The sequence below is a fragment of the Ancylobacter vacuolatus genome, assembly GCF_030813595.1.
Taxonomy (GTDB): Bacteria; Pseudomonadota; Alphaproteobacteria; order Rhizobiales; family Xanthobacteraceae; genus Ancylobacter; species Ancylobacter vacuolatus.
In genome coordinates this window covers 234,915-259,315 of the sequence record NZ_JAUSUH010000005.1, presented here as the reverse complement: position 1 = coordinate 259,315, position 24,401 = coordinate 234,915, and the positions used below count along the sequence as shown (strand labels likewise).

At 68.8% G+C, this 24,401-nt stretch carries 16 protein-coding genes; 6 read left to right on the top strand and 10 right to left on the bottom strand.

The window, feature by feature from the left end:
* Positions 1 to 36 precede the first annotated feature (36 nt).
* Both J2S76_RS13620 and hemF read left to right on the top strand, forming a co-directional pair.
* Positions 37 to 732 (top strand): VIT1/CCC1 transporter family protein, encoded by a 696-nt coding sequence (locus J2S76_RS13620; protein ID WP_307060995.1) that lies wholly within the window; start codon positions 37 to 39, stop codon positions 730 to 732.
* 68 nt (positions 733 to 800) lie between these two features.
* Positions 801 to 1,694, top strand: a complete 894-nt coding sequence (gene hemF, locus J2S76_RS13615; RefSeq protein ID WP_307060993.1) for an oxygen-dependent coproporphyrinogen oxidase — start codon at positions 801 to 803, stop codon at positions 1,692 to 1,694.
* A 42-nt stretch (positions 1,695 to 1,736) separates the two neighbouring features.
* Here the strand turns inward: hemF and J2S76_RS13610 are convergent, their stop codons facing one another.
* From J2S76_RS13610 to J2S76_RS13600, 3 genes are all read right to left on the bottom strand, one after another.
* Entirely contained in the window at positions 1,737 to 6,854 is a 5,118-nt protein-coding gene (locus J2S76_RS13610) for a Calx-beta domain-containing protein (RefSeq protein ID WP_307060991.1), read from the bottom strand.
* A gap of 156 nt (positions 6,855 to 7,010) precedes the next feature.
* Positions 7,011 to 8,321, bottom strand: coding sequence for an HlyD family type I secretion periplasmic adaptor subunit (locus tag J2S76_RS13605; RefSeq protein ID WP_307060989.1), 1,311 nt, complete (start codon positions 8,319 to 8,321; stop codon positions 7,011 to 7,013).
* Positions 8,318 to 10,039: a type I secretion system permease/ATPase gene (locus J2S76_RS13600; protein ID WP_307060987.1), complete on the bottom strand. Its 1,722-nt coding sequence runs from the start codon at positions 10,037 to 10,039 to the stop codon at positions 8,318 to 8,320. Before J2S76_RS13600 ends, J2S76_RS13605 begins: the two co-directional genes overlap by 4 nt.
* Before the next feature lie 276 nt (positions 10,040 to 10,315).
* Here J2S76_RS13600 and J2S76_RS13595 point away from each other — a divergent pair, with 276 nt between their 5' ends.
* Together J2S76_RS13595 and J2S76_RS13590 are read left to right on the top strand one after the other, a co-directional pair.
* A complete protein-coding gene (locus tag J2S76_RS13595) occupies positions 10,316 to 11,407 on the top strand; it encodes a sensor histidine kinase (RefSeq protein WP_307060985.1) in 1,092 nt (363 codons plus the stop codon).
* Positions 11,392 to 12,093 carry a LytR/AlgR family response regulator transcription factor gene (locus J2S76_RS13590; RefSeq protein WP_307060983.1) on the top strand — a complete coding sequence of 234 codons (702 nt, stop codon included), beginning with the start codon at positions 11,392 to 11,394 and terminating at the stop codon, positions 12,091 to 12,093. The genes J2S76_RS13595 and J2S76_RS13590 overlap by 16 nt, the downstream gene beginning before the upstream one ends.
* A gap of 156 nt (positions 12,094 to 12,249) precedes the next feature.
* Here J2S76_RS13590 and J2S76_RS13585 read toward each other — a convergent pair whose 3' ends face one another.
* The 3 genes from J2S76_RS13585 to J2S76_RS13575 all read right to left on the bottom strand — a co-directional run bounded on the left by J2S76_RS13585 (position 12,250) and on the right by J2S76_RS13575 (position 16,893).
* Positions 12,250 to 12,810: a GNAT family N-acetyltransferase gene (locus J2S76_RS13585; RefSeq protein WP_307060981.1), complete on the bottom strand. Its 561-nt coding sequence runs from the start codon at positions 12,808 to 12,810 to the stop codon at positions 12,250 to 12,252.
* A gap of 20 nt (positions 12,811 to 12,830) precedes the next feature.
* A complete protein-coding gene (locus J2S76_RS13580; RefSeq protein ID WP_307060980.1) occupies positions 12,831 to 15,188 on the bottom strand; it encodes an Orn/Lys/Arg family decarboxylase in 2,358 nt (785 codons plus the stop codon).
* A 109-nt stretch (positions 15,189 to 15,297) separates the two neighbouring features.
* Positions 15,298 to 16,893: a CYTH and CHAD domain-containing protein gene (locus J2S76_RS13575; RefSeq protein ID WP_307060978.1), complete on the bottom strand. Its 1,596-nt coding sequence runs from the start codon at positions 16,891 to 16,893 to the stop codon at positions 15,298 to 15,300.
* Between the two features lie 355 nt (positions 16,894 to 17,248).
* Between J2S76_RS13575 and J2S76_RS13570 the strand changes: the two genes are divergently transcribed.
* Complete coding sequence (locus J2S76_RS13570) at positions 17,249 to 18,070, top strand: metallophosphoesterase family protein (protein WP_307060976.1); 822 nt, start codon at positions 17,249 to 17,251, stop codon at positions 18,068 to 18,070.
* A gap of 198 nt (positions 18,071 to 18,268) precedes the next feature.
* Positions 18,269 to 19,576 carry an amidase gene (locus tag J2S76_RS13565; protein WP_307060974.1) on the top strand — a complete coding sequence of 436 codons (1,308 nt, stop codon included), beginning with the start codon at positions 18,269 to 18,271 and terminating at the stop codon, positions 19,574 to 19,576.
* On the opposite strand, the gene J2S76_RS13560 is transcribed toward J2S76_RS13565, so the two are convergent.
* Genes J2S76_RS13560 through J2S76_RS13545 form a run of 4 tightly spaced genes read right to left on the bottom strand, consistent with a single transcriptional unit; the run spans position 19,573 to position 24,400 of the window.
* Entirely contained in the window at positions 19,573 to 20,634 is a 1,062-nt protein-coding gene (locus J2S76_RS13560) for a threonine aldolase family protein (RefSeq protein ID WP_307060972.1), read from the bottom strand. The two genes, J2S76_RS13565 and J2S76_RS13560, sit on opposite strands and share 4 nt — an antisense overlap.
* Positions 20,635 to 20,681: 47 nt before the next feature.
* The gene (locus tag J2S76_RS13555) at positions 20,682 to 22,217 is read right to left on the bottom strand and encodes a hydantoinase/oxoprolinase N-terminal domain-containing protein (protein WP_307060970.1); all 1,536 of its coding nucleotides are present in this window, start codon (positions 22,215 to 22,217) and stop codon (positions 20,682 to 20,684) included.
* Entirely contained in the window at positions 22,214 to 23,296 is a 1,083-nt protein-coding gene (locus J2S76_RS13550) for an S-methyl thiohydantoin desulfurase family protein (RefSeq protein ID WP_307060969.1), read from the bottom strand. The genes J2S76_RS13555 and J2S76_RS13550 overlap by 4 nt, the downstream gene beginning before the upstream one ends.
* 21 nt (positions 23,297 to 23,317) lie before the next feature.
* The gene (locus tag J2S76_RS13545; RefSeq protein WP_307060968.1) at positions 23,318 to 24,400 is read right to left on the bottom strand and encodes an ABC transporter ATP-binding protein; all 1,083 of its coding nucleotides are present in this window, start codon (positions 24,398 to 24,400) and stop codon (positions 23,318 to 23,320) included.
* Position 24,401 lies beyond the last annotated feature (1 nt).

Here is a 24,401-nt window from a genome sequence, read left to right as displayed (position 1 = left end):
AGCGCAGTGTCCCGCGCCTTGACCGGGGAGAACACCATGCGCTCGCGCCACGACGAAAATCATTATGTTGACCGCGCCGGCTGGCTGCGCGCCGCCGTTCTCGGTGCCAATGACGGCATCCTGTCCACCGCCAGCCTCATCGTCGGCGTCGCCGCCGCGAGCGCGGAGCGCGACGCCGTGCTGCTGGCCGGCATTGCCGGGCTGGTGGCGGGCGCCATGTCGATGGCGGCGGGTGAATATGTCTCGGTCTCCTCGCAATCCGACACCGAGCGCGCCGACCTCGCCCGCGAGACCGCCGAACTCGCCACCGACCCGGTCGGCGAGCAGGAGGAGCTGCGGCAGATCTATGTGGAGCGCGGCCTCGACCCGGTGCTGGCCGGCGAGGTCGCCCGCCAGCTGATGGCCAAGGACGCGCTCGGCGCCCATGCCCGCGACGAACTCGGCATGAACGAGATCACCGCCGCCCGCCCGGTGCAGGCGGCGCTGGCCTCCGCCGCGAGCTTTGCCGCCGGCGCGGCGCTGCCGCTCGCCACCGCGCTGCTTATGCCGCTCTCCGGGCTGCCGCTGATTGTCTCGGCCGCCGCGCTGGTGTTCCTCGCCCTTCTCGGCGTGGCCGGGGCGAAGGCGGGCGGGGCCGACCCGGTCAAGGCGGCGCTGCGCGTCACCTTCTGGGGCGCGCTGGCCATGGCGGCCACCGCCGCCATCGGCTCCGTGTCGGGCACGATGCTGTAGCCTCGCCCTTCCGGGCCGGTCCGCAAGCGGCTAGAAGCGCCCTGCGCCCCCGTGCAGGAGAAGCCGCCATGGCCACCGACATCGCCGCCGACACGCTGAGCCGCCAGGCCGCCGCCCGCGCCTGGTTCGAGGAGCTGCGCGACCGCATCTGCGCGGCTTTCGAGCGGCTGGAGGACGAGGCGCCCGATTCGCTCTATCCCGGCGCGCCGGGCCGGTTCGAGCGCACGCCGTGGGAGCGCACCGACCATTCCGGCGCGCCGGGCGGCGGCGGCGTGATGTCGCTGATGCGCGGACGTTTGTTCGAGAAGGTCGGCGTCCACTGCTCGACCGTGCATGGCGAGTTCGCGCCCGAGTTTCGCAAGCAGATTCCCGGCGCCGAGGAAGACCCGCGCTTCCACGCCACCGGCATCTCGCTCATCGCCCATATGGCGAACCCGCATGTGCCGGCAGTGCACATGAACACCCGCTTCGTCACCACCACCAAGGCGTGGTTCGGCGGCGGGGCGGACCTCACCCCGGTGCTGGACGCCCGCCGCACCCAGGAAGACCCGGATTCGCTCGCCTTCCACGCCGCGATGCGCGGCGCCTGCGAGGGCCGCCCGCATATCGACTATCCTCGCTACAAACAGTGGTGCGACGAATATTTCTACCTACCGCACCGCAAGGAGATGCGCGGCATTGGCGGCATTTTCTATGACTGGCTGGACTCGGGCGACTGGAACGCCGATCTCCACTTCACCAAGGCGGTGGGCCTCGCCTTTCTCGACGTCTATCCCCGCCTCGTGCGGGCGAACATGGAAACGCCGTGGGACGCGGCGGCGCGCGAGGAACAGCTCATCCGCCGCGGCCGCTATGTCGAGTTCAACCTGCTCTATGACCGCGGCACGCTGTTCGGCCTGAAGACCGGCGGCAATGTGGATTCGATCCTCTCCTCCATGCCGCCGGTGGTGAAGTGGCCGTGACGCCCCGGGCATGAGGCGCGGGCGCCGGTCCCACCCCCTGATTTAGATCAGGAAATCGAACTGCGCGCTGTCGAACGTGCCGTGGCCGACAAGCTGGAAGCGGATATCGGCGCCCGCATCCACCGCCCCGGTGGCGGCAAGGCCGTGCACGACATAGCCGTCCTCATCCCGCGCGACGATCTCCGCGCCCTGAAGCGCGGCGATCTCATAGGGCGTGGCGATGTCCAGCGTCCAGCCGTCGAGCGCGACGCTGTCAGTGTGCAGCGTCACCTCGGCGGTGAAGTCGAAGGCGCGCGCCTCCACCAGCGCGATCGAGGCATCGATCACATCGTCGCTGAGCGGCACGGCGGCAAGGCGCAGCGCCGGGGCCTCGGCCTCGCCCACGGACTTTCCGTTGACGACGAAATCCTCCGCCGCCACGCCGGCGCCGCCCGGTGAGGCCTGGAAGCCGAAGCTCACCTCGCCTCCCGCCGCCACCTTGCCGTTCCAGGAGGCGTTGCGCACCACATAATGGTCGCCGACATGGCTGACGATCTGGGCGTTCCAGATGTTGCTGATGTCGAACGGCGCATCGAATTCGACCGTCCAACCGTTCAGCGCCGCCTCCGGCTTCAGCGTCATCGCGCCGGTGAAGCCGCTGCCCCAGTTGCTGGCGACGGAGAAGGCGACCATGTCGCCCCCGGCCGGCGGGGCGGCGTCGTCATTCTCGATCGTGCCGCGTCCCGTGCCATCGGCCAGCGTGGCGCCGACGGGGCTGGAGAGCACGAGGTTGAACGTCTCATGGCCCTCCAGGACGCCATCGCCGAGCACGGCGACCGTGACCGTCTTGCTGGTCTCGCCCGCCGCGAAGGTCAGCGTGCCGGACACCGCCTGATAATCCTGCCCCGCCACCGCCGCGCCATTGGCCGTGGCGTAGCGCACGCTCACCGGCCCCTCGGCCGCCTGCGACAGGCTGATTGTGAAGGTGAGCGTGCCGGGCGCGCCGGCGCTGCCCTCCGCCGCCGTCGCATCGCTGATGCTGAAGGACGGCAAAGCCGGCGCCGCCGCGTCGTCGTCCTCGATGACAGCGCTCGCCTGCCCGATGCCGATCACCGCCCCCTGCGCATCGCGCAGCAGGAGCGTGAAGCTTTCATTGGCCTCGGCGAGGCTGTCGCCTGTTATGGCGATCCGCACCGTCTTGCTGGTCTCGCCCGGCGCGAAGCTCAGCGTGCCGCTGGCGGCCGTGAAATCGTCGGCCCCGGCGCTGCCCGCCAGTGTCTGGTAGCTGACCGTCACCGCCTGCGCCGCCGCCGCCGAGAGGGTGACGGTGAACACCGCAGTGGTGCCGGCACCGCTGCCGCCATCATCCTCAAGATCGAACTGGATGGGTTCGAGATAGGCGAGCTTGGCCGTGTTCACCGTGCGCCAGTCATCGGCGAGAATGCCGCCCGTATCGGTGGAATTGGGGTTCCACGACCAATAGGTCCAGCTGATGCCTTCCTGCCCAGCGGGGATGTCGAGCGTGCCGTCATTGTCGAAATCGCCGGCCATGTAGGAGGTCAGCGCCTCCAGCCAGGGCGCGTCCTTCGGGTCCTGCAGCTTGGTGCCGAACTCGCCGATCAGCACGGGGGCGATGTTCTCGCGGTAGATATAGCCCCACATCGCGTCGAACTTTTCCGGCAGCTGCGCGGCGAAGTCCGGATCGCTGAACCAGGGCTGCTCATAGACCGAATTGCCGTAGTCATGCGCCGAATAGACCAGCTTGTTCGGCACATCGAGCTCGATCGGCCGGTCGCGCACGCCCTGGAGATTGCCGCCCCACCAGTAATTGTCGCCCTCATAGGAAGCGACGCCCTCGACGAAGATCAGCCAGTTCGCGTTGACCTCGCCAATGGCGTTGCCGGCGCGCTCGGCCGCCGCCGCCCAATCGTTCGCCCCGCCGCCGCCCCAGGTGCCCGCGTGGGGCTCATTGTGCAGGTCGGCGCCGATGACGGCGGTGCTGTCGGCGTAGCGTTCGGCCAGCATCTGCCAGTCGTCGATCCACGCCGCTTCCGTGAAGGTGCCTTCGTACCAGAGCCCGTTCTCCGAGGTGCCGGCGCCGAAGGAGGAGCGGTGATGGTCGAGAATGATCTTGAGCCCGATCTCCTCGGCATAGGCGACGATCTTGTCCATGATCTCAAGCGGCGTCAGCCCCTTCAGATCCGGGTTCTGGTTGTAGTCGATGCCGCTGGCGCTGCTGGCATGCAGGGTGGCGCTGGCGAAGGGCAGGCGAATGGTGTTGAAGCCCAGCTCCTTCATCTGGTCCATCATGTCGGTGTAGGGCCGGGTCCAGACGCCATGCGGCGAGGCATTGGTGGATTCGAAGCCGAACCAGTTCACCCCGGCGATCTTCACCGCATGGCCGGCGGAATCGACGATCTGGTTGCCGGAGGTGGAGAACCAGCCCTCCGCCACGCCACCGCCGCCCGCATCGCCTTCCGCCACGGTCGTGCCTGATACCGAGACGGTGGGCGGCGGCGCCACATCGTCATTGAGGATGGTACCGGTCGCGGTGCCGTCCGCCAGCGTGGCGCCGGAGGGGCTGGAGAGAGTGATGGTCAGCGCCTCATTGGCCTCGACCACCGTGTCGCCCGTCACCGGCACGCGGATGACCTTGGAGGTCTCTCCGGCGGCAAAGGTCAGCGTGCCCGACACCGCCTGATAATCCTGCCCCGCCACCGCCGTGCCATTGGCGCTGGCATAGGCGACGCTGACCGCGCTGGTCGCGGCCTTGGACAGGGTGACGGTGAAGGAGAGATAGGCGGTGCCGTCATTGCCCTCGGTCACGCTCGCATCGGCGATGGCCAGCGTCGGCAGAACAGGCGCCACATCGTCATTGAGGATGGTGCCGGTCGCGCTCCCATCCGCCAGCGTGGCGCCGGAGGGGCTGGAGAGAGTGATGGTCAGCGCCTCATTGGCCTCCACCACCGTGTCGCCCGTCACCGGCACGCGGATGACCTTGGAGGTCTCGCCGGCGGCGAAGGTCAGCGTGCCGGACACCGCCTGATAGTCCTGCCCCGCCACCGCCGTGCCATTGGCGCTGGCATAGGCGACGCTGACCGCGCCGGTCGCGGCCTTGGAGAGGGTGACGGTGAAGGAGAGATAGGCGGTGCCGTCATTGCCCTCGGTCACGCTCGCATCGGCGATGGCCAGCGTCGGCAGCACAGGCACCGGGTCGGTCCCGCCGCCCGCCGGGCTGCCATTGACGACGAAATCCTCCGCCACAATCGCCGCCCCGCCGGGCGAGGCCTGAAAGCCGAAGCTCACCGTGCCGCCGGCCGCCACCTTGCCGTTCCAGCTGGCGTTGCGGATCACATAGTGGTCGCCGACATGGCTGACGATCTCGGCGTTCCAGATGTTGCTGATGTCGAAGGAGGCGTCGAATTCCACCGTCCAGCCATTCAGCGTGGCGACGGGCTTCAGCGTCATCGCCCCGGTGAAGCCGGCGCCCCAATTGCTCGCCACCGCGAAGGCGAGGCTGTCGCCGCTTGGCACCGGCCCGGCGGCATCGTCGTTCAGCAGCGTTCCGGTCGCCTCGCCATCGGCGATGGTGGCCCCGGTCGGGGTGAGCAGGGTCACGGTGAAGCGCTCATCGGCTTCCGCCAGCGTGTCGCCGATCACGTCGACATGGATCTGCTTAGCGGTCTCGCCCGGCGCGAAGGTGAGCGTGCCGGTGGTCGCCTCATAGTCCGTGCCGGCCAGCGCGGTGCCGTTGCCGGTGCGGTACTGCACACTCACCGGGCTGGTGGAGGCCTTGTCCAGCGTCACCATGAACATGAAATGCACATGCGCCCCGTCGCCCTCGGCGACGGAGAGATCGGCGATGGAAAGGGCCGGCAGCACGTTCGGCGCCTGCGCATCGTCGTTGACGAGGGTGCCGGTCGCCCGCTCATCCGCCAGCGTCGCGCCTGAAGGCGAGGACAGGACGAGATCGAACGCCTCATTGAGCTCGAACGTCGCGTCGCCGATCACATTGACCTGCACCGTTTTGCTGGTCTCGCCGGGCTGGAAGGTCAGCCGGCCGAGGGCGGCCTGGTAGTCGGAACCCGCCAGCGCCGTGCCGTTGAGGGTGGAATAATCGACGCTCACCACGCCCGCCGCCGCCTTGGACAGCGTGACGGTGAAGCTCATCACGCTCGTGCCGCTCTGGCCCTCGGTGATCTGGGCATCCGCCACCCGCAGCGTCGGCGTGTCGCCCCCGGCATTCGCCGCCTCGATCAGGCCGCGCCATTTCTGGTAGGTGGCGTCCTCCACCGCGACGATGTTGTTGTAGTCGAGCTCCGCCAGCGAGACGCCGGTGAGCGTGTAGGTCTGGTTCTGCCCGACAATCGTGATGACCGTGGAGCCGTTCACCTCCGCCACGGTGAATTCGGCCGGGCGGAAATATTTGAAATCCAGCCGGTCCACCGCCGGGTCGAAGTCGAGCACGGCCTTGGTGCCGTAATCCCAGTCGATCAGATAGGTGGTGCCGGTGACGCCGCTCGGCGGCGTGCCGGGGCCGGCGGCGGTCGGCCACGCATCGCTGCCGACGGTGGGAATGTCGGCCCGGCCGATCACCTGCGTCTCCGGCACCGAGGCGAAGCCAAGCTGCAGGAAGAGCCGGTCTTCCCGCACCTGCGCGGTGTGGAACAGGAAATTCTCCACGGACAGCTCGGCCACGGTGGTGTCGAGCAGGATCAGCGTCTGCCCGGTGGTGTAGTTGCCGATGACCACGCCCTCAGCGCCGTCCACCATGTAGATCTGCTCGCGCGTGCCATAATAGCGGAAGTCGACCACATCCGTTTCGGCATTGAAGGCGACACGGTCGATCTGGCCGACCTCATGCGAGCGGGCATAGACCGTGTGCGGCGCGCGTGTGATGCCGTGCTCCCAGGCCAGGGCGCCGCTGAGATCCTGCCGCAGATGGTCGTTCTCAACAGGCACGAAGCTGTTCACGGTGAGCTGGCCGAGCGAGACGCCGACGATCAGCGTCTGCTTGCCGCTCCACGGGTCCATGAAGGCGACGCCTTCCGGCGTGTCGACGACGATGAAGGCATGCACCGAATTGGTGCCGAGATCGAGCTTGTCGCTGGCGGGATCGAAGCTCTCGATGCGCCGCTGGCCGGATTCAGGCAGTTCCGCGGAATAAAGGATACCGGCCATTCTGTGCTCTCCTCGTCAGGTCACCGCTCTCACCGGAGCGGCAAAAGAATGCATGAGCCGCCGTCATCATCACCGGGGCACTCCCGGCCACTCGATGAAGGCGGCGCAGAAATCGACGAGTCCGCCCGCCCCGCCGGGTCTCGCCCTCCCGCCGGGTCAGCGCTCGCGAAAGGCGCGGGCGATCTGGTCCTGCAGCGGCTTGACGAGGTAGTGCAGCGGCGTGCGGTCCTGCGTCTCGACGAACACCTCCGCCTGCATTCCCGGGCTCACCGCCTGCGGCGCGAGCCGCGCCAGTTCCCCGGCGGGAATCGCCACACGCAGCGTGTAGAACACCGCCCCGCTCTGCGGGTCGCGGCTGGTATCGGCGGAGATGCGGGCCACCGTGCCGGCCAGCTGCGGCGTGGTGCGCTGGTTGAAGGCGTGGATGCGGATCTGCGCCGGCTGGCCGGGCACGATCTGGTCGATGTCAGGCGGGTTCACCCGCGCCTCCACCTGCAGCGCCTCGCGGGCCGGCACGATCAGCATCGCCGGTTCGGCCGGGCTGATGACGCCGCCCACCGTGTGCACGGCGAGCTGGTGCACGAAGCCGGCGCTCGGCGCCCTTATGTCGACCCGCTTCAGCTGGTCCTCGGCGGCGATGCGACGCTCGGTGAGTTCGGCCGCCTTGGCCTGGATCTCGCCCAGCTCCTTCATCACCTCTTCGCGCAGCACGTCGTCGATCTCGATCACCTGCAGCCGCGTCTCGGCGATCCGGCCCTCGGCCTGCGCCACCGCCGCGACAAGGCGGCCGCTCTCGCCGTCGAGTTCGGCCGCCTCCCGCTCCAGCGCCGCCTTGCGGCTGAGCGCCACCAGATTCTTGGCGTAGAGTTCGCGCACGCCCGCCAGTTCCTCGGCGATCAGCACCGCCTGCCGGTCGCGCGCCGCCTGCTGCGCCCGCAGCCCGGCGATCTCGTCCTCCAGCTGCGCGATGCGGCGGGCCAGCTGCGCCTGGCGTCCCGCGCGCGCGGCGCGGCGGGCGGCGAACTGGTTCTGCTCGGAGGCGATCAGCGCCGCAATCATTGGCTCGCCGCCGCGCGCGGCCAGTTCCGGCGCGACAGCGCTCGCGCTGAGCCCGTCGCGCTCGGCCTGCAGGCGGGCCCGCCGCGCGGCGAATTCATCGAGCTGCTGCGTGACCAGCTGGAGATTGGCGCGGGTGATGGTGTCGTCGAGCCGGATCAGCACCGCCCCCTCCTCGACCCGGTCGCCCTCCCGCACGTTGAGCGCGCCGACAATGCCGCCGGTGGCGTGCTGCACCTTCTTCACATTGCCGTCGACGACGAACTGGCCGGACGCCACCACCGCGCCGGTCAGCGTCGACGTTACCGCCCAGACGCCGATCGTGCCGGCGAAAAGCAGCACGCCTGCCCCGCCGAGAAGCGTCAGCCGGCGAAGCGCGGCGCCATGGTCCGAGGCGGAGGCGTTTGTCATGAGGCGACCGCCGGCTTGAGGCCGGGCAGGCCGGCAACGCGGGACTCCCGGGCGAGCTTTGCCAGCACCTCCTCCGCCGGGCCGAAGGCCTGAAGCCGGCCCTCGGCCATCAACGCGAGCCGGTCGAGCCCGGCAATGGCGCTCTGGCGATGGGTGACGACGATCACGATGCCGCCGCGGGCGCGCACGCCCTGCACCGCCTGGGTCAGCGCGGCGTCGCCCTGGGTGTCGAGGTTGGAATTGGGCTCGTCGAGAACGACGAGAAAGGGCGATCCATAGAGCGCGCGGGCCAGCCCGATGCGCTGGCGCTGCCCGCCGGAAAGCGCCATGCCGCCTTCGCCGATGCGGGTGTCGTAGCCCTGTTCCAGCCGCAGGATCAGCTCATGTGCCCCCGCCGCCCGCGCCGCCGCGAGGATGGCGTCGCCCGTGGCATTGGCGGCGAAGCGGGCGATGTTCTCCGCCACCGTGCCGTCGAACAGTTCCACATCCTGCGGGAGGTAACCGACATGGCGGCCCAGCGCATCAGGCGCCCATTGGTCGAGCCGCGCGCCGTCGAGCCGCACCTCGCCCTTGAGCGCTGGCCAGACGCCGACCAGCGCCCGCACCAGCGTCGACTTGCCGGAGGCGCTGGGGCCGATAATGCCGAGCCCCTGCCCCGCCTCCAGCCGCAACGAAACGCCGGTAACGATCGGCGCGGCGCGGCCGGGAGCGGTCACCACGAGCGCGTCCGCCGTGAGCGTGGCGGCCGGCGCCGGCAGCGGGGTGGGTTCGCGCGCGGCCATGGAAGGCGTGTCCAGCAGTTCGGCCAGCCGGCGCCGGCCGAGCCGGGCGGCGATGAAGCCCTTCCAGTTGGCCACCGCGATCTCGATCGGCGCCAGCGCCCGCGAGGTCATGATCGACGCGGCGATCATCGCCCCGCCGGAAATCTGATCGTGGATGGCGAGATAGGCGCCGAGCCCCAGCACCGCCGATTGCAGCACCATGCGAAAAATCTTGGCGAAGGCGCCGCTGGCCCCGGTGATATCGGCGGCGGCCAGCCAGTCGCCGACATGGCGCCGGTTGGCCTCCAGCCACTTACCGCCGAACGCCCCGCCCATGCCCATCGCCGTGACCGCCTCGGCATTGCGCCGGCACGCCTCGGCCAGCGCCTCGCGCGCGGCGCGGCTGGCCATCTGGGCTTTCAGGGCCGAACGGCTGGCCCGCTCGGTCGCCAGCGTCAGCGCGACGATGAGGGCGCCTCCGCCCAGGGCCAGCAGGCCGAGCCAGGGATGCAGCAGGAAGCAGCCGGCGAAGAACAGCGGCATCCACGGCATGTCGAACAGGGCGGTGGGGCCGAGCGAGGCCAGAAATCCCCGGATGTGGTCGAGGTCGCGGATCGGCTGCAGCGCCTCGTCGGCACGCCGTCCGGCCAGCGACAGCCGGCGGGCGGCGGCGAAGGCGAGCGGGGAGATTTGCTCGTCGAAGCGCGCGCCGATGCGGGCCAGCATCTTCACCCGCACCGAGTCGAGAAAGCCCTGCAGAGCATAGGCGGCGAGCAGCAGCAGCGACAGGCCGACCAGCGTCGGCACGCTGCGCGCGCTCAGCACCCGGTCATAGACCTGCAGCATGTAGAGCGAGCCGGCGAGCATCAACAGGTTGATGACGGCCGAGAACGCCCCGACCGCAAGGAAGGCTGGCCGGCAGGAGGACAGGGCACGGGCAACGGGCAGAACGGCCATTCGCAAGTCCTGTGAGCGGTGAGCCGCCGGGAAACCGCCGGCCTGCGACCCGCGCGACCCGCCACGCCAGCGAAGGGCCGCCGCACGATCCGGTCGGCGCGTGCTCTAGGCACCGCGCGGGAAAGATGCCATGGGCTAAGCACTCCGGCACCGCCACGGCGCCTGCGACTCGATGAACGGGGCGCAGAAATCGACGAGCCTGCCGGCGGTCCCGCCCCGCCCTCCCTGCCCCATCATCCTGCCGACCCCGGAGCCTTTCAGGTGAGCATCCCGCCCATGCCGATCACTGCGTCCGGCGCGTGGTGGTACCCGGGGTCCTTCGCGCGGATCCAGATCGCGGGCTGGGGCCTGTTCACCCTTGTCGATCTGGTGAACCGTCAGATCACCTATCAGGACATCACCGCCGCGCTGGCGATGAGCGGGCTGGCCTTTCTCCTGCTCGTGGGCCTCTCGACCGTGCTCGGCCGCATCTATGACGGCGCTTTCGCCGGCGCGGTGCTCGGCCCGCGCATTTTCGGGGTGCTGGTGCTGTTCTCCAGCGCCGCCTCGGCGCTGGTGGTCGCGGCCACCATGCTGGCGCGCCAGCTCTTCGACTGGGCCATTCCGGACTGGGGGGCGCTGGAGGAAATCGCGCTGCCCTTCACCCATTACGCGGTGGCGCTGACCGGCTGGAGCCTGCTGTTCTTCTGGTTGCGCGCCGACCGCCAGCGCCAGGCCGCGCATGGCGCCGCGCTCACCGCCGAAACGCAGATGCTCGCGGCGAAGGCCGAGGCGCTGGCCGCCGAGATCCAGCAACTGCGCCTGCAGATCAACCCGCATTTCCTGTTCAACGCGCTGAACGGCATTGCCGAGGAAGTGCCCGAGCATCCAGAGGCGGCGCTGGCGATGCTGCGCGATCTCACCGATTATCTCCGCCATGTCCTCGCCGGCATCCGCACGCCGGTCGTGCCGGTGGAGGAGGAGGTGGCGGCGCTGCTGGCCTATCTCAGGATCCAGCAGGCGAGGTTCGGCGGTCGGCTGCGCGTGCGGGTGGAGATGGAGCCGGCCGTTGCCGGCCGGCGCATTCCCAACAGCCTGCTCCAGCCGCTCGCCGAGAACGCGGTGGAACATGGCGACCGCTCGCAGGTGCTGGAGCTTGCCGTCCATGTCGCGCTGGAGGGCGAGGCCCTGCGCGTCGATATCCTCAATACCGGCCGTCTGGAGCCCGCCCATCGCCTGCGCGCCGGGCATGGGCTCGGTCTCGCCAATCTGCGCCGCCGGCTTGACGTTCATTATCCCGGCCGGCACGGCTTCGATCTCCGGGAGGTTGAGGGCGGACAGGTCGTCGCCACGCTGCGGATCGAGGGGGAAGTGTGCTCCGCGTCCTGATCGCCGATGACGAGCCGCTGGCCCGCCGCGCCCTGCGCCGCCTGCTCGCGCCGCATGAAGATGTCGAGATTGTCGGCGAGGCCGAGAGCGTCGCGCAGGCAATGGAGCTGGTCGGCAGTCTGCGACCCGCTCTGATCCTGCTCGACATCGAGTTCAACGGCGCCGACGGTTTCGACCTGCTCGCCGCCATGGCCGATCCGCCGCGGGTGATCTTCGTCACCGCCTATGCGGAATATGCCGTCGACGCCTTCGCGGTGGAAGCGATCGACTATCTGCTCAAGCCCGTGGCGCAGCCCCGCCTCGACGCGGCGCTCGACCGGGCGCGACGTCTTCTGGCGCCGCCGCCAGAAGCGCCCGCCACCCTGGAACTGCGCGCGCCGGGACGGCTGCTGCGCTGCGCGCCGGGCGATATCCTCGCCATCGAGGCGGAGGGCGATTTCAGCCGCGTGCATGTGGCCGACCAGCCGCCGCTGATGATCCTGCGCAATATCGGGCACTTCGAGACAGTGCTGCCCTGCCCGCCCTTCCTGCGCGCCGGCCGCTCCATCCTGGTCAATTGCGCGCGCGTCCGCAGCCTCGACATGCGCTCGCGCGACGAGGTGAAGCTCACGCTTGTCGGCAAGGCCGAGCCGATCACCCTCGGCCGGGCGGCGGCGGGCCGGCTGAAACAGGCGCTCGCAACCTAGCCCTTTCTCCCAAGCCATTGCCGCCGGGGTGATCGCGCATGCCTCCCCGCGCGCCAGGGCGCCGACACCCCGCGCGGATCGCATCCGCCATCATGCGGTCCTCACGGACGATCGACGATGAGCGCCGCCAGCGCCGCGCGGAAAGCTGTGCGGTCCTCAATAGGTGGAGAGCGGCAAGGGCGTGGGCGGAGCGGTGGCGCCGGGCCCCAGGGAGCGCTGCACCATCACGCTGTCGGCCCAGCGGCCATAACGGTAGGCGACCGCGGGGAGAAACCCCACCCGGACAAAGCCGAACCGCTCATGGATGGCGAGCGACGCGGTGTTGTCGCCGTCGATATAGCCGATCATCTGCCGGAAGCCGGCCGCCGCGCAGGCATCGATCAGGCTGCGCATGAGCTGGCTGCCGATGCCGTGGCCAATATGCTGGTGGTGGACATAGATGGAGTGCTTGACGGTGTAGCGATAGGCCGGGCGCTTGCGGAACAGCACGACATAGGCATAGCCCACCACCTCACCGTCCCGGACCGCGACGATATGGGGAAACCGGCGGCTTTTCAGGTTCTTGCGCCGGTCCCGCAGGTCGTCGGGCTGCGGCGTGTCATTGTCGTCCACCCCCTCTTCGACGCCCCGGCGGATGTGATGGCGGTAGATCGCCAGCATGGCATCCACGTCGGAATCCCGCGTCGGGCGGACGATGACCGCGTTCTCCTGCTCCATCAACGAACCCGAACTCCCGCTTATTCCGCAACCACATAGGTATAGAGCCGAATGCGACCGGCGGCATCGGTCTCGCGATAGACGCCCTGGATCTCGACGTCAAAGCCCGGGAATGTATTGAAGCAGGCTTCGAACATCCGGAGATAATCGATCATCGGCTGGGCGCGCTCGGTGAGCCTTTCGCCGGGGACGATGGTGGCGATGCCCGGCGGGTAGACCACGAAGGGGGTGGTGGCGATACGCCCGGCAATGGCGTCGATCGGCAGGTAGTCCACATCGTTGCGCACCAGGCAGCGCGCCGCATCATGGGGAGACAGCGCGATATCGGGCAGGTGCTCGGCCGCGAACTGCATGGCCTGCAACGCGCTGACATTGGCGTTGCGGAAGAAGCGGTGCATCTCGCCGCACAGGTCGCGCAGGCGCACGCCTTCATAGCGCCCGGGCCGGCGCCGGTAGAATTCCGGGATGGCGTCTTCCAGCAGAGCATTGTCGTCGTGCAGCTTCTTGAAGGCGACCAGACCGCTGATCAGCGTCCCGGCCTTGCTCGATTCAACGCCCGGCGTCAGCAGGAACAGCAGCGAATTGAGGTCGTTCTTCTCCGCAACGATGCGATTCTCGCGCAGATACTGCGCCACCACCGGGGCCGGGATGCCGTGTTCCACATAGGCGCCGGTGGCGCGGTCGAAGCCGGGCGTCAGCAGCGTCAGCTTGTTGGGATCGGTCATGGCGAAGCCAGCCGCCATGCCGGCATAGCCGTGCCAGGTGGCACCCGGTGTGAGATGCCAGAAGGCCGGGTTGGTGGCGAGCTGGTCGGTGGAGACGCTCTCCCACGGCACGTCATGGACCGCGCCGGGGCTGGCGGCATCGGGAATCGCCACCCGGTCCGGCACGAAGGGCTCGAAGAACCAGCGGCGCTCGGGGCGCTGCTCCTTCTCCTCGAACTCCCGGCGCACCGCGCGGATCTTCTTGCGCAGCTCGATGCCGAGGCGGATCGTATCGTCCCACAGCACTTCGCCGGACCGTCCCTTCATCATCTGCGCGCCCACATCCAGCGAGGCGAACAGCGGGTAGAAGGGCGAGGTGGAGGCGTGCTGCATGAAGCTCTCATTGAAGCGCCGGTGCTCCACCCGCCGCTTCTGGCCCTTGATATGCCGGTCCTTCATGTGGATCTGCGAGGCCTGGCTGAAGCTCGCGAGCTGCTTGTGGGTTGACTGGGTGGCGATGATGCCCGGCGCGTCCGGTCCCAGATCCTTCAGCCCCATGGCGAAGCGCCCGGCATAGAGCGGGTGGAACTTCATGAAGCCCGCCCACGCCTCGTCGAACATGATGTAGTCGCACAGATGCCCGATCTTGTTGAGGATCATCTCGGCATTGTGGATCGTGCCGTCATAGGTGCACTGCTCGACCACGGCGACGCGGAACGGGCGCGGCTTCCGCCAGGCCTCAGGGTCGGTGACCAGCGGATGGGTGCGGATGCGCTCGCGCAGCGCCTCCTCGTCCAGCGCCGCGAAGTCCATCGGGCCGATCAGCCCCCAGGCATTGCGCACGGTCGGCACATAGACCGGAATGCCGCCGGAGATCATCAGCGCGCCATGATGGGCGGCCTTGTGGTTGTTGCGGTCGAACAGCACGAGGTCGCCATCGGTCACGAGGGCGGAGAGCGCGACCTTGTTCGAGGTCGAGGTGCCGTTCAGCACGAAATAGGTCTTTTCGGCGCCGAAGATCTTGGCCGCTTCCTTCTGCGCCGCGAGGGCCGGGCCCTCATGGGTCAGAAGGTCGCCGAGATCGAGCACGGAATTGTCGAGGTCGTCGCGGAACACCGCCTCGCCCAGATGCTCCATGAACACCCGGCCGATCGGGCTGCGCGAGTAGAACACGCCGCCATTGTGCCCGGGACAGGTCCAGAGCTGGTTGCCCTCCTCGGCATAATCCACCAGCGCGCCAAAGAAAGGCGTCTTCAGCGTCTCGGCATATTGCTTGAGCCGGCTGATGAGGTTCTTGGCGATGAAGGCGGGGGTTTCCTCGGAGAGGAAGACATAGCCGTCGATGAAGTCCAGCACCTCCACCGGCACATCTTCGAACCGCTTGCGGCGGATCAGCAGGATGATCGGGAAGTCGAGGCCGCGCCGGCGCATCAGGTTGATGAGGGAAGCGGTCTTGCCCTCCATGCCCTTCTTGCCCCAGTCCACCATCATGCAGCCGATGGCGGCGTCGGTCTGCACCGCGATCTCGGCGTCCTCGATGGTGCGGGCGCGCACCACCTCGAAGCCGGAGCTCTCGATCTCCGCGACGATCTGGTGATAGCGGGCGCCTTCCAGATCGTCCGCGTCGAAGGCGGGGGTCGCGAAAAGGAAGTTGAAGCGTTTGAAATAGTCCATGCGGGCATCCCCTCCTGTTCGGCGTCGACGCGACGTTTCGACGTGCCTCATGACGAGAGCACGACAATACGGCGACAAGCCTGGTGAGAGAGCGAAGCGTGTGGGTGGGCTAGCCGAGCCAGAACGGCTCGGCATCGAGGAATTTGCGCCAGCTGCGCCGCAGCGACTCGGCGGTCTCGATGCGGTCGCGCCCCTGCCAGCCGGTGATGGCGCCGATGGCCTTGTGGACCTGCGGCAGCGATGTGCTCTCCTCCACCTCGCGCAGCAGCGCCTGCGTGGTGGTGATATCGTTGTCGATGCCGAGAATGTCCTGCAGCCGGGACATCCGCTTCAGATATTTCCGGGCGGCACCGTCACGGTCGTAAAGCGGCAGCAGGAACTCCGCCGCATAGCGCAGCTTCTTCAGCGTCAGGCGCAGCTCATGCCGCGCCGTCGGCCGCAGCTTGCGGAAATTGTGGCCCTGTTTCAGCGCCTTGCGGTGCAGGCGCGCCAGCCCCCGCCCGGCGAATTCGCCCGCCGGCTGGGTGAGCACGGCGAGAGCCTCGATGCCGATGTCGTTGCGCCAGCTCCGGCGCTCGATCACCCGGCCAAGCGACAGCAGGAAGCGGGTGCATTCGAGATCGATCAGATCGACGCGCACGGCCTGATAGCTGAGAGCACGCGGCGCGGCGGTGGCCGCTCTCAGTTCGGTAAAGTCGACGCCGGGCAGATTGGCGCGCTCGATCTCGGCGATGGTCGAGGTGGCGAACACGTCCCAATTGCGGGCCGGCCCGAGAGCGCTGGCCAGCCGCTTGGCGTCGAGGCCGAGGGCCTCAAGTGCCGAGGCGGGGACCTCCTTCTTGAACAGCGATATGGCGGTGCGCAGACGCCGCAGCGCGACCCGCAGCTGATGAACGCCCTCCGGGTCCTGGCCATGATGCGCCGCCATCAGATTCGCCATCACGTGGGACTGGCAGGCGTTCAACACCTTGGCGATCACATCGTCGGTGGTATCGGCGGGGCCGATGCCGGTCGCGAACGCCTTTTCAGCGTTGGGCGAGGTGCCGAAGGCAAGCGCATAGCCGCGCTCGGCCTTGCTCTGGAACCCGATGCGGACGGGACCCTGCTCCAGCAGCGACAGGGCCAGCTCATAGAGCGCCCCCGCCCCGCCGGCTTTCAGCTCCAGCTCGATCTCGCAGACGGCTTCCGCCTTGTCGCCGGCGCTCAGCGTTCCCTCGTCGAACGCAACCTCGATGACGGCGCCGCCAAACTCCACCACCTTGATCTGGCGGCGGATCTTGGTGGTGAACACCGGCGCGAGCCCCGCGCCCGGCAGCGTCGCGAAGGGCGCACCCAGCTCGGCCAGGGGCAGCGCTTCAAGCTGAAGGGCGATGTCGGGCACGCGCGCTTCCATCTCGCGCCGCTGGAGCGGGCTGTCCTCCGACGCCAGCTTCAGCGTCTGGACGAACTGCTTGCCGCTGCGCCGGACGCGCAGCGAGGCGCCCTGCCGGGCGATCACCGCATCCGGCGTATCGTAATAGGTGGCCTCCAGGCGCCGGACGACGCCCTTGGAGGTGGCGTTTCGCGTAACGACAGCGGCGGCAAGCAGGCGCTGCAGGGTGGCGGGATCTGTCAACAGCTTCAATTCGACCTCGCGGCCGGCGCTCACCGGCTCCTGCGCGTCCATGTCGCCGTGCAGTTGAACCTCTGGAGCTTGCTCCGACATGTCGTCTCTCCGCTCATCCGGGCGTGCGCCCGGTTTTGCCGCCACGAAGAGACCACCTCCCGTCAGCTGAAAGCCCACCGATAGCGGCTCGCATTGTCACATAAAAGTAGCATTGGCGCTCCCGGGCCGCGGGACGACGCCCGCACGACCGGCGGATCTGCAGCAGAACCGCCGCGCCGGGCGACGCCGCAGGCGGGCGCGCGACTCATCGACGCCCGGTGCGTTTTTACCGGGCAAGGCATCGCTCACCGCCGCGCAGGGCCTCGCCATCGGCCGGCGCCCCCGTGGCGATCACCACCCCAGGCACAGGCGGTGGGACGGTAGCCCATGCCGCCCGGTCCGCTGCCGGGATATTGTGTTCCACGACACGTTGGATCATTCTGACGCTCCGGATTGGAGTCGGCAGAGAATTTTTGGACTTTGGAAAACACCCCTTGTCACCCTTTCCGAGGCGCGCGGCCCGGAGGGAATCCGGATCTACGCCATTGGCGACATCCACGGCTGCCGGTCTCTTCTCGACAAGCTTCTGCAGAAGATCGAGGAGGATAGCGCACGGTCAAAGCCGGGCGACTGGCGGATCATCTTCCTTGGCGACTATGTCGGTCGGGGCTCGGATTCCAAAGGCGTCATCGACCGTCTGATTGCGCTCCAGGCTGCGGATCCCCGCCACATCATGCTGGCGGGAAACCACGACGTGGAATTCCTCGCCTTTCTCGATCAGCCCCGCATCGACGGCGTTTTCGTCAATAGCGGCGGCAACGCCACGGCGCGCTCCTATGGCGTGAAGCTCAATCGCTCGAAGCTGAAGACGCAGGCCGATCTCGAACAGGTGCATCGGAAGCTGGTGGAGACGGTACCTTCCTCGCATGTGCAGTTCCTGAAAGGGCTGCAGCATGCGGTGTCGTTTGGCGACTACTTCTTCTGCCACGCCGGGGTCCGGCCCGGAACGTCCCTGGAGCGCCAGGACCCCGAAGATCTGCTGTGGATGCGCGCCCCCTTCCTGGATTCGTTGATGCCGCTGGAAAAAGTAGTGGTCCACGGACACACGATCAGCGCCAAGCCCGAGGAGCGGATCAACCGCATCGGCATCGATACCGGCGCCTATCGGACCGGCCGCCTCACCGCGCTGGTCATCGATGGCGACCGCAAGGCCTTTCTGTCGACAAAGCCGTCCTAGCGGCAACCGGCCGTCAGGCTGCCGGCCGCTTTCCCCCGGGGCGACGGGTCCGCGCCTTCTTCCGGGCCTCGAACCGTCAACAGGCGAGCTGACGCCGGACGGACCATTCTTTGCTGCGCAGCGATGGTGACTGCCGTCCTCATTGCTGGCGCAGGGGGCCGGCTGTAGGTGTGACGCACCACTGCCGGAGCCCGCACCATGGTCGATCCTTCAGCCTTCCTGTCGGTCCGGGCGCTGTCCGAGGGGTATCGCGCCGGGCGCTTCACGCCCCTCGATGTCTGCCACAGCGCGGTGGCGAGGCTGCGTATGTGGGAACCACGGCTCAACGCCTTCATCGACCCGATGACCGATGAGGTGATGCGCCAGGCAGAGCAGGCCACCGGTGAACTCGCCCGGGGTGAGGACCGGGGGCCGCTGCACGGCATTCCCGTCGCCATCAAGGATATCATCGACATTGCGGGCGTTGCGACGAGCTTTGCGACCAAGGCCGTTCCTCCGCGCCTCGCCGCGCGGGATGCCGATTGCGTGCGCCGCCTGCGGCAGGCCGGCGCGATCCTGTTCGGCAAGACCAATTTGCTGGAATTTGCCTACGGGATCGCCCATCCGGCGTTCGGCCAGACCAATAATCCGCGCGACCCGTCGCGTACCGCCGGGGGCTCAAGCGGCGGATCGGCCGCGGCGGTGGCGGCGGGCATCGTGCCGCTGGCGCTGGGAACCGACACGGGCGGCTCGGTCCGCGCCCCGGCCGCCTATTGCGGCATCGTGGGACTGAAACCCAGCCACGGCCTTCTGTCGCTCGAGGGTGTCCACCCGCTGTCGCCGAGCCTCGACCATCTCGGCATCCTCGGTCGCACGACGGAAGACGTGGCGCTCGCGCTTGCCGCGCTGGCCCCCTCCCCGCTCCCCGCGACGGCACCCGCGCGGCCCCGTCTCGGCATCGTGCGCAACCAGTGGGAGCACCCGGCGGTGCGGCCGCAGGTGCGCGCCAGCATCGAGGCGGCGGCGGCCCGTCTGCGCGAGGCCGGGGTGGAGATCGTCGAGATCGATCTGCCCGCCCCGGAGGCAATGGCGGCGGCCCTGCTCGACATATTGCTGCCGGAGGCGGCCCTGGTGCATGCGGACATGTTCCGGCAGGCGGAAGCCGGCTATGCCCCGGGCACCGCCGCGCAGATCCGCGCCGGCCTGAGCCTGCCGGCCCTGCGCTATCTCATGGCGAAGGAAGAGCAGGCGCGATTGACGGCGGAGCTCGACGGCGTCTTCGCGGCGGTCGATGCCCTCATCGCTCCCACGGTGCCCTTCCTCGCCCCGGACACCGACCCGGCGCTGAGCGCGGAGGGCGACGACGAAATTCTCACCCTCACCCACGCCAATCTCACCGGCGCGCCAAGCGTCTCGGTTCCCTGCCGGACCGACGGCGGTCTTCCCGTCGGACTTCAGTTCACCGGGCCGCGCGGCGCCGATGCGGCGCTCCTCGCGCGGGTCAATCAGCTGGCGCCGCTGCTCTAACCCGCCAACGCGGTGTCGCGGTGCAGACGGGCGGCCTCGCTGATATCGGTGGCGAGCTGTTCCACGCGCTGCGGCTCGGCGTCCCAGGCGAACATGAAGCGCGCGCCGCCGCCGATGAAGGTATAAAAGCGCCAGCCGCGCGCCCGCAGTTCCGCCAGCACCGGCTCGGGCGCCTTGATGAACACCGAGTTCGCCTCGACGGGGAACAGAAGTTCAACTCCCTCGATCGCGCGGACGGCCTCGGCGAGCCGCGCGGCGCAGGCATTGCCGTGCTCGGCATTGCGCAGCCAGGCGCCGGTTTGCAGCAGGCCGATCCAGGGGGCGGAGAGGAAGCGCATCTTGGAAGCGAGTTGCCCCGCCTGCTTGCAGCGATAGTCGAAATCCGCCGCCAGCGAGCGGTCGAAGAACAGGACCGCCTCGCCCACCGCCATGCCGTTCTTGGTGCCGCCGAAGCACAGCACGTCCACGCCGGCCTGCCATGTCATCTGCGCCGGCGTGCAGCGAAGGCTCGCGCAGGCATGGGCGAAGCGCGCCCCGTCCATGTGCAGCTTCAGCCCGAGTTCGCGGCACAGGGCGGAGATCGCCCGTATCTCGTCCAGGCTGTAGGTCAGCCCGGTCTCGGTCGGCTGGGTGATGGTCACCACCCGCGCCTTCGGGAAATGGATGTCGGAGCGGCTGGTGGCGAGCGCGCGGATCATGTCCGGCGTGAGCTTGGAGGTGCCGGGCGGCGCCACCAGCAGCTTGGAGCCGTTGGAGAAGAACTCCGGCGCACCGCATTCATCGGTCTCGACATGGGCCGAGGCGGCGCAGATCACGCTGTGAAAGGACTGGCAGAGCGAGGCCAGCGCCAGCGAGTTGGCCGCCGTGCCGTTGAACACAAAGAACACGTCGCAATCGGTCGCGAAAAGCTGGCGGAAGGCATCCGCCGCCTCGCTGGTCCATTCGTCGTCGCCATAGGCCACGCAGGAGCCATCATTGGCGCGGGCCATGGCCGCCCAGGCTTCCGGGCAGATACCGGCATAATTGTCGCTGGCGAATTGCTGCGGAGACGGTGCCATGCCCTATCCTTCCCTTCACCTGTGGCTGTCATCTGCGGCCGGCGCTCTCATCCCGCGAGGTCGCCGACGACACGGACCCGCACGCGCAGCGGATCGCCGGGAATGTACGACATCGGCGTGTCCTCAATGTCGAGCACGACGAGCGTGTCCCCATCCGCGCCGGCGGCGATGGCCTGGTCACGGGCGGCGGCCAGCGTCTCGCCAATCGCCGCCTCGCGCGGCACGCCGTAGAAGATTCGCTCGCTCTCGCCGCTCACCTGCGACATGGCCGCCCCGACGGCATTGGCCACGCCGGCATGCGCGACCTTGATGACGGTGGAGACGCCGGGAAGGCTGTCGGGCACGAGAAAAGCGCCGCCGCCCACCGCGATGACAGGCAGGTCGCTGGCGCTGGTCTTCATGCGATCGACGAGGTCGGCTAGCCGCTGGCCAATCCAGCCCCTGACCGCCTCGGTCAGGGCGACGGGCACATCGGCGAGACGCCCGGCGTCGCCAAGTTCGATCAGACCGAGCCGGACGCCGATATCGGTCAGCGTCAGCATATCGCCACCGGCGACCCGCGCCTTTTCGAGAAGACGAAATCCCACACTATCGGGACCAATGGCGAAGGGGTCGTCACGCACGATGGTGCCGCCCCCGAGGGCGACGGCCACCACGTCGGGCATGCGGAAGAAGGTCCGCACGCCGCCAATGTCGACCTGGGTATTGGCCTGGCGCGGAAAGCCGGCCCGCAGCATGCCGGCATCGGTGGTGGTGCCGCCGACATCCAGCACGACCGCGTCGGCGAGGCCGGAGAGCAGATGCGCGCCGCGCATGCTGTTGGTCGGCCCGGAAGCGAAGCACAGCACCGGGAACCGCTCCGCCTCCTCCGCGCGCATCACCGTGCCGTCGTTCTGGGTGAGGTAAAGCGGGCCGTTGAGCCCTGATTCCGCGATCGCCTGCCGGAAGGCCGCGACCGTGCGCCGGGCCAGCGCGTGCAGGGCGCTGTTGAGGATGGTGGCGTTCTCGCGCTCGATCAGGCCGATACGGCCGAGGTCGCTGGAGAGCGTGACGGTAACATCGGGGGCGACCTCCGCGAGGATGGATGCCGCCTCGGTCTCGCAATCGGCGATGAGCGGAGAGAACACGGCGGTGATCGCGGCGGCGGTGACGCCGCTGTCGCGGATCGCCTCCGCCGCCCGGCGCATGCCGGCCCGGTCGAAGGCGACGATGGGGCGGCCGTCAAACTCATGCCCGCCCTCCAGCAGGAAGACCGGCCCCGCCACCGCGGCGGCCAGATCCGCCGGCCAGTCCGCCAGGGGCGGGATGGACGAGGCCGCCGGCAGGCCGATGCGGATCGCCGCGACCTTGGAGAGGCCCCGACGCTCGATCACCGCATTGGTGAAATGGGTCGTGCCGACCATGACGGCCCGCACATCCACCCCCGCGTCGTCGGCCCCGCCGAGCACATGCGCCAGCGCGTTCTTCACCCCGGTGGTCACGTCCGCCGTGGTGGGGGTCTTGATCGACCGCAGGATCGTGCCGCCGTCGAGCAGCACCGCATCCGTGTTGGTGCCGCCCACATCAATGCCGATGCGCTTCATCGGGCCAGCTCCTCGAACGGGCGGTAGTCGAAATCGTAGCCGAAGGCGCGCGGGCCGACGACGGCCAGTCCCTCCGGGCTGCGCATGATCGGGTCGGCGGCGAGCAGGATCACCGCGACGCGCTGGCCATAGCGGATCACTTCGGCGCCGATCGCCTCGGCGCTTTCCTCGTCGAGCACGGTGATGAGGTCGGGCACGCTGGCCACCAGCGCGCCATCGCGCCGGGCGACGGAAAACTCGTTCTGGAAAGCGATGAGCATTTCCTGCCCCTGATGCGCGCCGCTGCCGGCCAGACGCACCGTGCCGCGCACGAAGCCGCCCTCGGTGCGGCGCGAGACGTCCTCGACCTTGCCGGTGAAGCCAAGCCGGGCATGCGCGCCGTTCACCACCGCCGCCACCGGATCGGCGCCGGCCGCCTTGGCGGCCTGGATGGTGTGGCCGATACCGATGGCACGTGAGACCGATCCGAGGATGGCGTGCGCCTTCACCTCGGCACCGGAACGCGGCGCGGTGCAGGTGCCGGCGATCGAGCCGAGCTCGACCACGATGCGCCGGCCAATCCGCTCCACCCGGGTGGCGCTCTCCGCACGCGGGATCAGGATTTCATTGTCGCGGATGTCGGCGATGGCGAAGGGCGCCACCTCCAGCCCGCGAATGGCGAAGCTCGCCATCTGCGCCTCGGGGAAGGCGCGGCCCATCGTGTCGGCATCCACCACCGGCAGGCCGAGTTCCATGCCCACCAGCATGGCGAAGAAGGCATTTTCGCCGCCGATCTCGATCGACATGATGGCATCGAAGGGGGCGCCGGTATGCGCCTCCATCCGCCGCACGGCACGGCAGATCGACTGCGGTTCCGGCAGGCGCTCCTTCGTCACCAGAGGCGCGCCCATGATGCACACCACCGCGACGCGGGCGTCGTCGGCAAGTTCGTCCGGGTCGATCAGGCGGATGCGCCGGCCACGGCGGTACTCCGCCTGGGCGCACATGAGTTCGAGATGCGGATGATTGCCGCCGCCCGTCCCGAGGACGCCCGCGCCAATGGCGAGCGCCTCCAGTTCGTCATAGTGGAGTTCGCGCATGAAACTGCTGCCTTGAAGGTGTCAGGCGTCGACCAGCCAGACCGACTGGCTTGGCCATGAAAAGACGGCGGTGGTGCCACGCTCGGGCGCGGGCAGAGCGGCGCTCTGGTGCGCGGTGATGCGCCGCCCGTCCGGCAGGCGGCCGACGATCTGCTGCACCGCGCCGGAAAACATGATCTCCTCCACCTGCGCCTCGACGCGCCCGTCATGGCTCTCCGGGGCAGTGGCACCGACGGCGATGGTTTCCGGGCGCACCACCAGCGCGATGGCGGCCCCGGACTGCCGTCCGCCGCGCTGTACGGGATTGAGGAAGAGGGTCAGCGGCAGGCCCTGCGCCTCCACCCGCCCATCGCTGCCAAGCCGCGCGTCGAACAGGTTGGCGTTGCCGACGAAGTCGGCGACGAAGCGTGTCGCCGGCCGGCGGTAGAGGTTCTCCGGCGTGTCGAACTGCTCCAGCGCGCCGCCATTCATCACCGCGATTCGGTCGGAGAGCGTCAGCGCCTCCTCCTGGTCATGGGTGACGGCGACGAAAGTGAGCCCGAGGTCGCGGTGGATCGTTTTCAGCTCCGCCTGCATCTGCTTGCGCAGCTTGAGGTCGAGCGCCCCCAGCGGCTCGTCGAGCAGCAGCACCGCCGGCCGCACGATCAGCGCCCGGCCCAGCGCCACGCGCTGCGCCTGCCCGCCCGACATCTGACTCACCCGTCGGTCGCCGAAGCCTTTGAGATTGACCAGCTCCAGCATCGCCTCGACCCGGCGGGCGATCTCGTCCTTCGCCACCTTGCGCATGCGCAGCCCGAAGGCGAGGTTCTGCGCCACCGTGCGGTGGGGAAACAGCGCGTAGTCCTGGAACACCATGGCGGTGTCGCGCTCATAGGGCGCGGCGCCGAGAACGGACACGCCGTCGATGAGCACGTCGCCGGAGCTGGGGCTGACGAAGCCGGAGATCATCCGCAGCAAGGTGGACTTGCCGCAGCCGGACGGGCCGAGAATGGTGACGAAGGCGCCGCGCGCAATGTCCATCGAGACCTCGCGGACAGCGGTCGACGCGCCATAGACCTTGCTCACGGCCCGCAGTTCGACGGCGTTGGGGACTGGCTCGGTCATC

Excerpts from the sequence above, each read along its gene's own strand:
- J2S76_RS13620 (WP_307060995.1), top strand. The coding sequence starts at position 37 with ATGCGCTCGCGCCACGACGAAAATCATTATGTTGACCGCGCCGGCTGG.
- hemF (WP_307060993.1), top strand. The coding sequence starts at position 801 with ATGGCCACCGACATCGCCGCCGACACGCTGAGCCGCCAGGCCGCCGCC.
- J2S76_RS13610 (WP_307060991.1), bottom strand. The coding sequence starts at position 6,854 with ATGGCCGGTATCCTTTATTCCGCGGAACTGCCTGAATCCGGCCAGCGG.
- J2S76_RS13605 (WP_307060989.1), bottom strand. The coding sequence starts at position 8,321 with ATGACAAACGCCTCCGCCTCGGACCATGGCGCCGCGCTTCGCCGGCTG.
- J2S76_RS13600 (WP_307060987.1), bottom strand. The coding sequence starts at position 10,039 with ATGGCCGTTCTGCCCGTTGCCCGTGCCCTGTCCTCCTGCCGGCCAGCC.
- J2S76_RS13595 (WP_307060985.1), top strand. The coding sequence starts at position 10,316 with ATGCCGATCACTGCGTCCGGCGCGTGGTGGTACCCGGGGTCCTTCGCG.
- J2S76_RS13585 (WP_307060981.1), bottom strand. The coding sequence starts at position 12,810 with ATGGAGCAGGAGAACGCGGTCATCGTCCGCCCGACGCGGGATTCCGAC.
- J2S76_RS13580 (WP_307060980.1), bottom strand. The coding sequence starts at position 15,188 with ATGGACTATTTCAAACGCTTCAACTTCCTTTTCGCGACCCCCGCCTTC.
- J2S76_RS13575 (WP_307060978.1), bottom strand. The coding sequence starts at position 16,893 with ATGTCGGAGCAAGCTCCAGAGGTTCAACTGCACGGCGACATGGACGCG.
- J2S76_RS13565 (WP_307060974.1), top strand. The coding sequence starts at position 18,269 with ATGGTCGATCCTTCAGCCTTCCTGTCGGTCCGGGCGCTGTCCGAGGGG.
- J2S76_RS13560 (WP_307060972.1), bottom strand. The coding sequence starts at position 20,634 with ATGGCACCGTCTCCGCAGCAATTCGCCAGCGACAATTATGCCGGTATC.
- J2S76_RS13555 (WP_307060970.1), bottom strand. The coding sequence starts at position 22,217 with ATGAAGCGCATCGGCATTGATGTGGGCGGCACCAACACGGATGCGGTG.
- J2S76_RS13550 (WP_307060969.1), bottom strand. The coding sequence starts at position 23,296 with ATGCGCGAACTCCACTATGACGAACTGGAGGCGCTCGCCATTGGCGCG.
- J2S76_RS13545 (WP_307060968.1), bottom strand. The coding sequence starts at position 24,400 with ATGACCGAGCCAGTCCCCAACGCCGTCGAACTGCGGGCCGTGAGCAAG.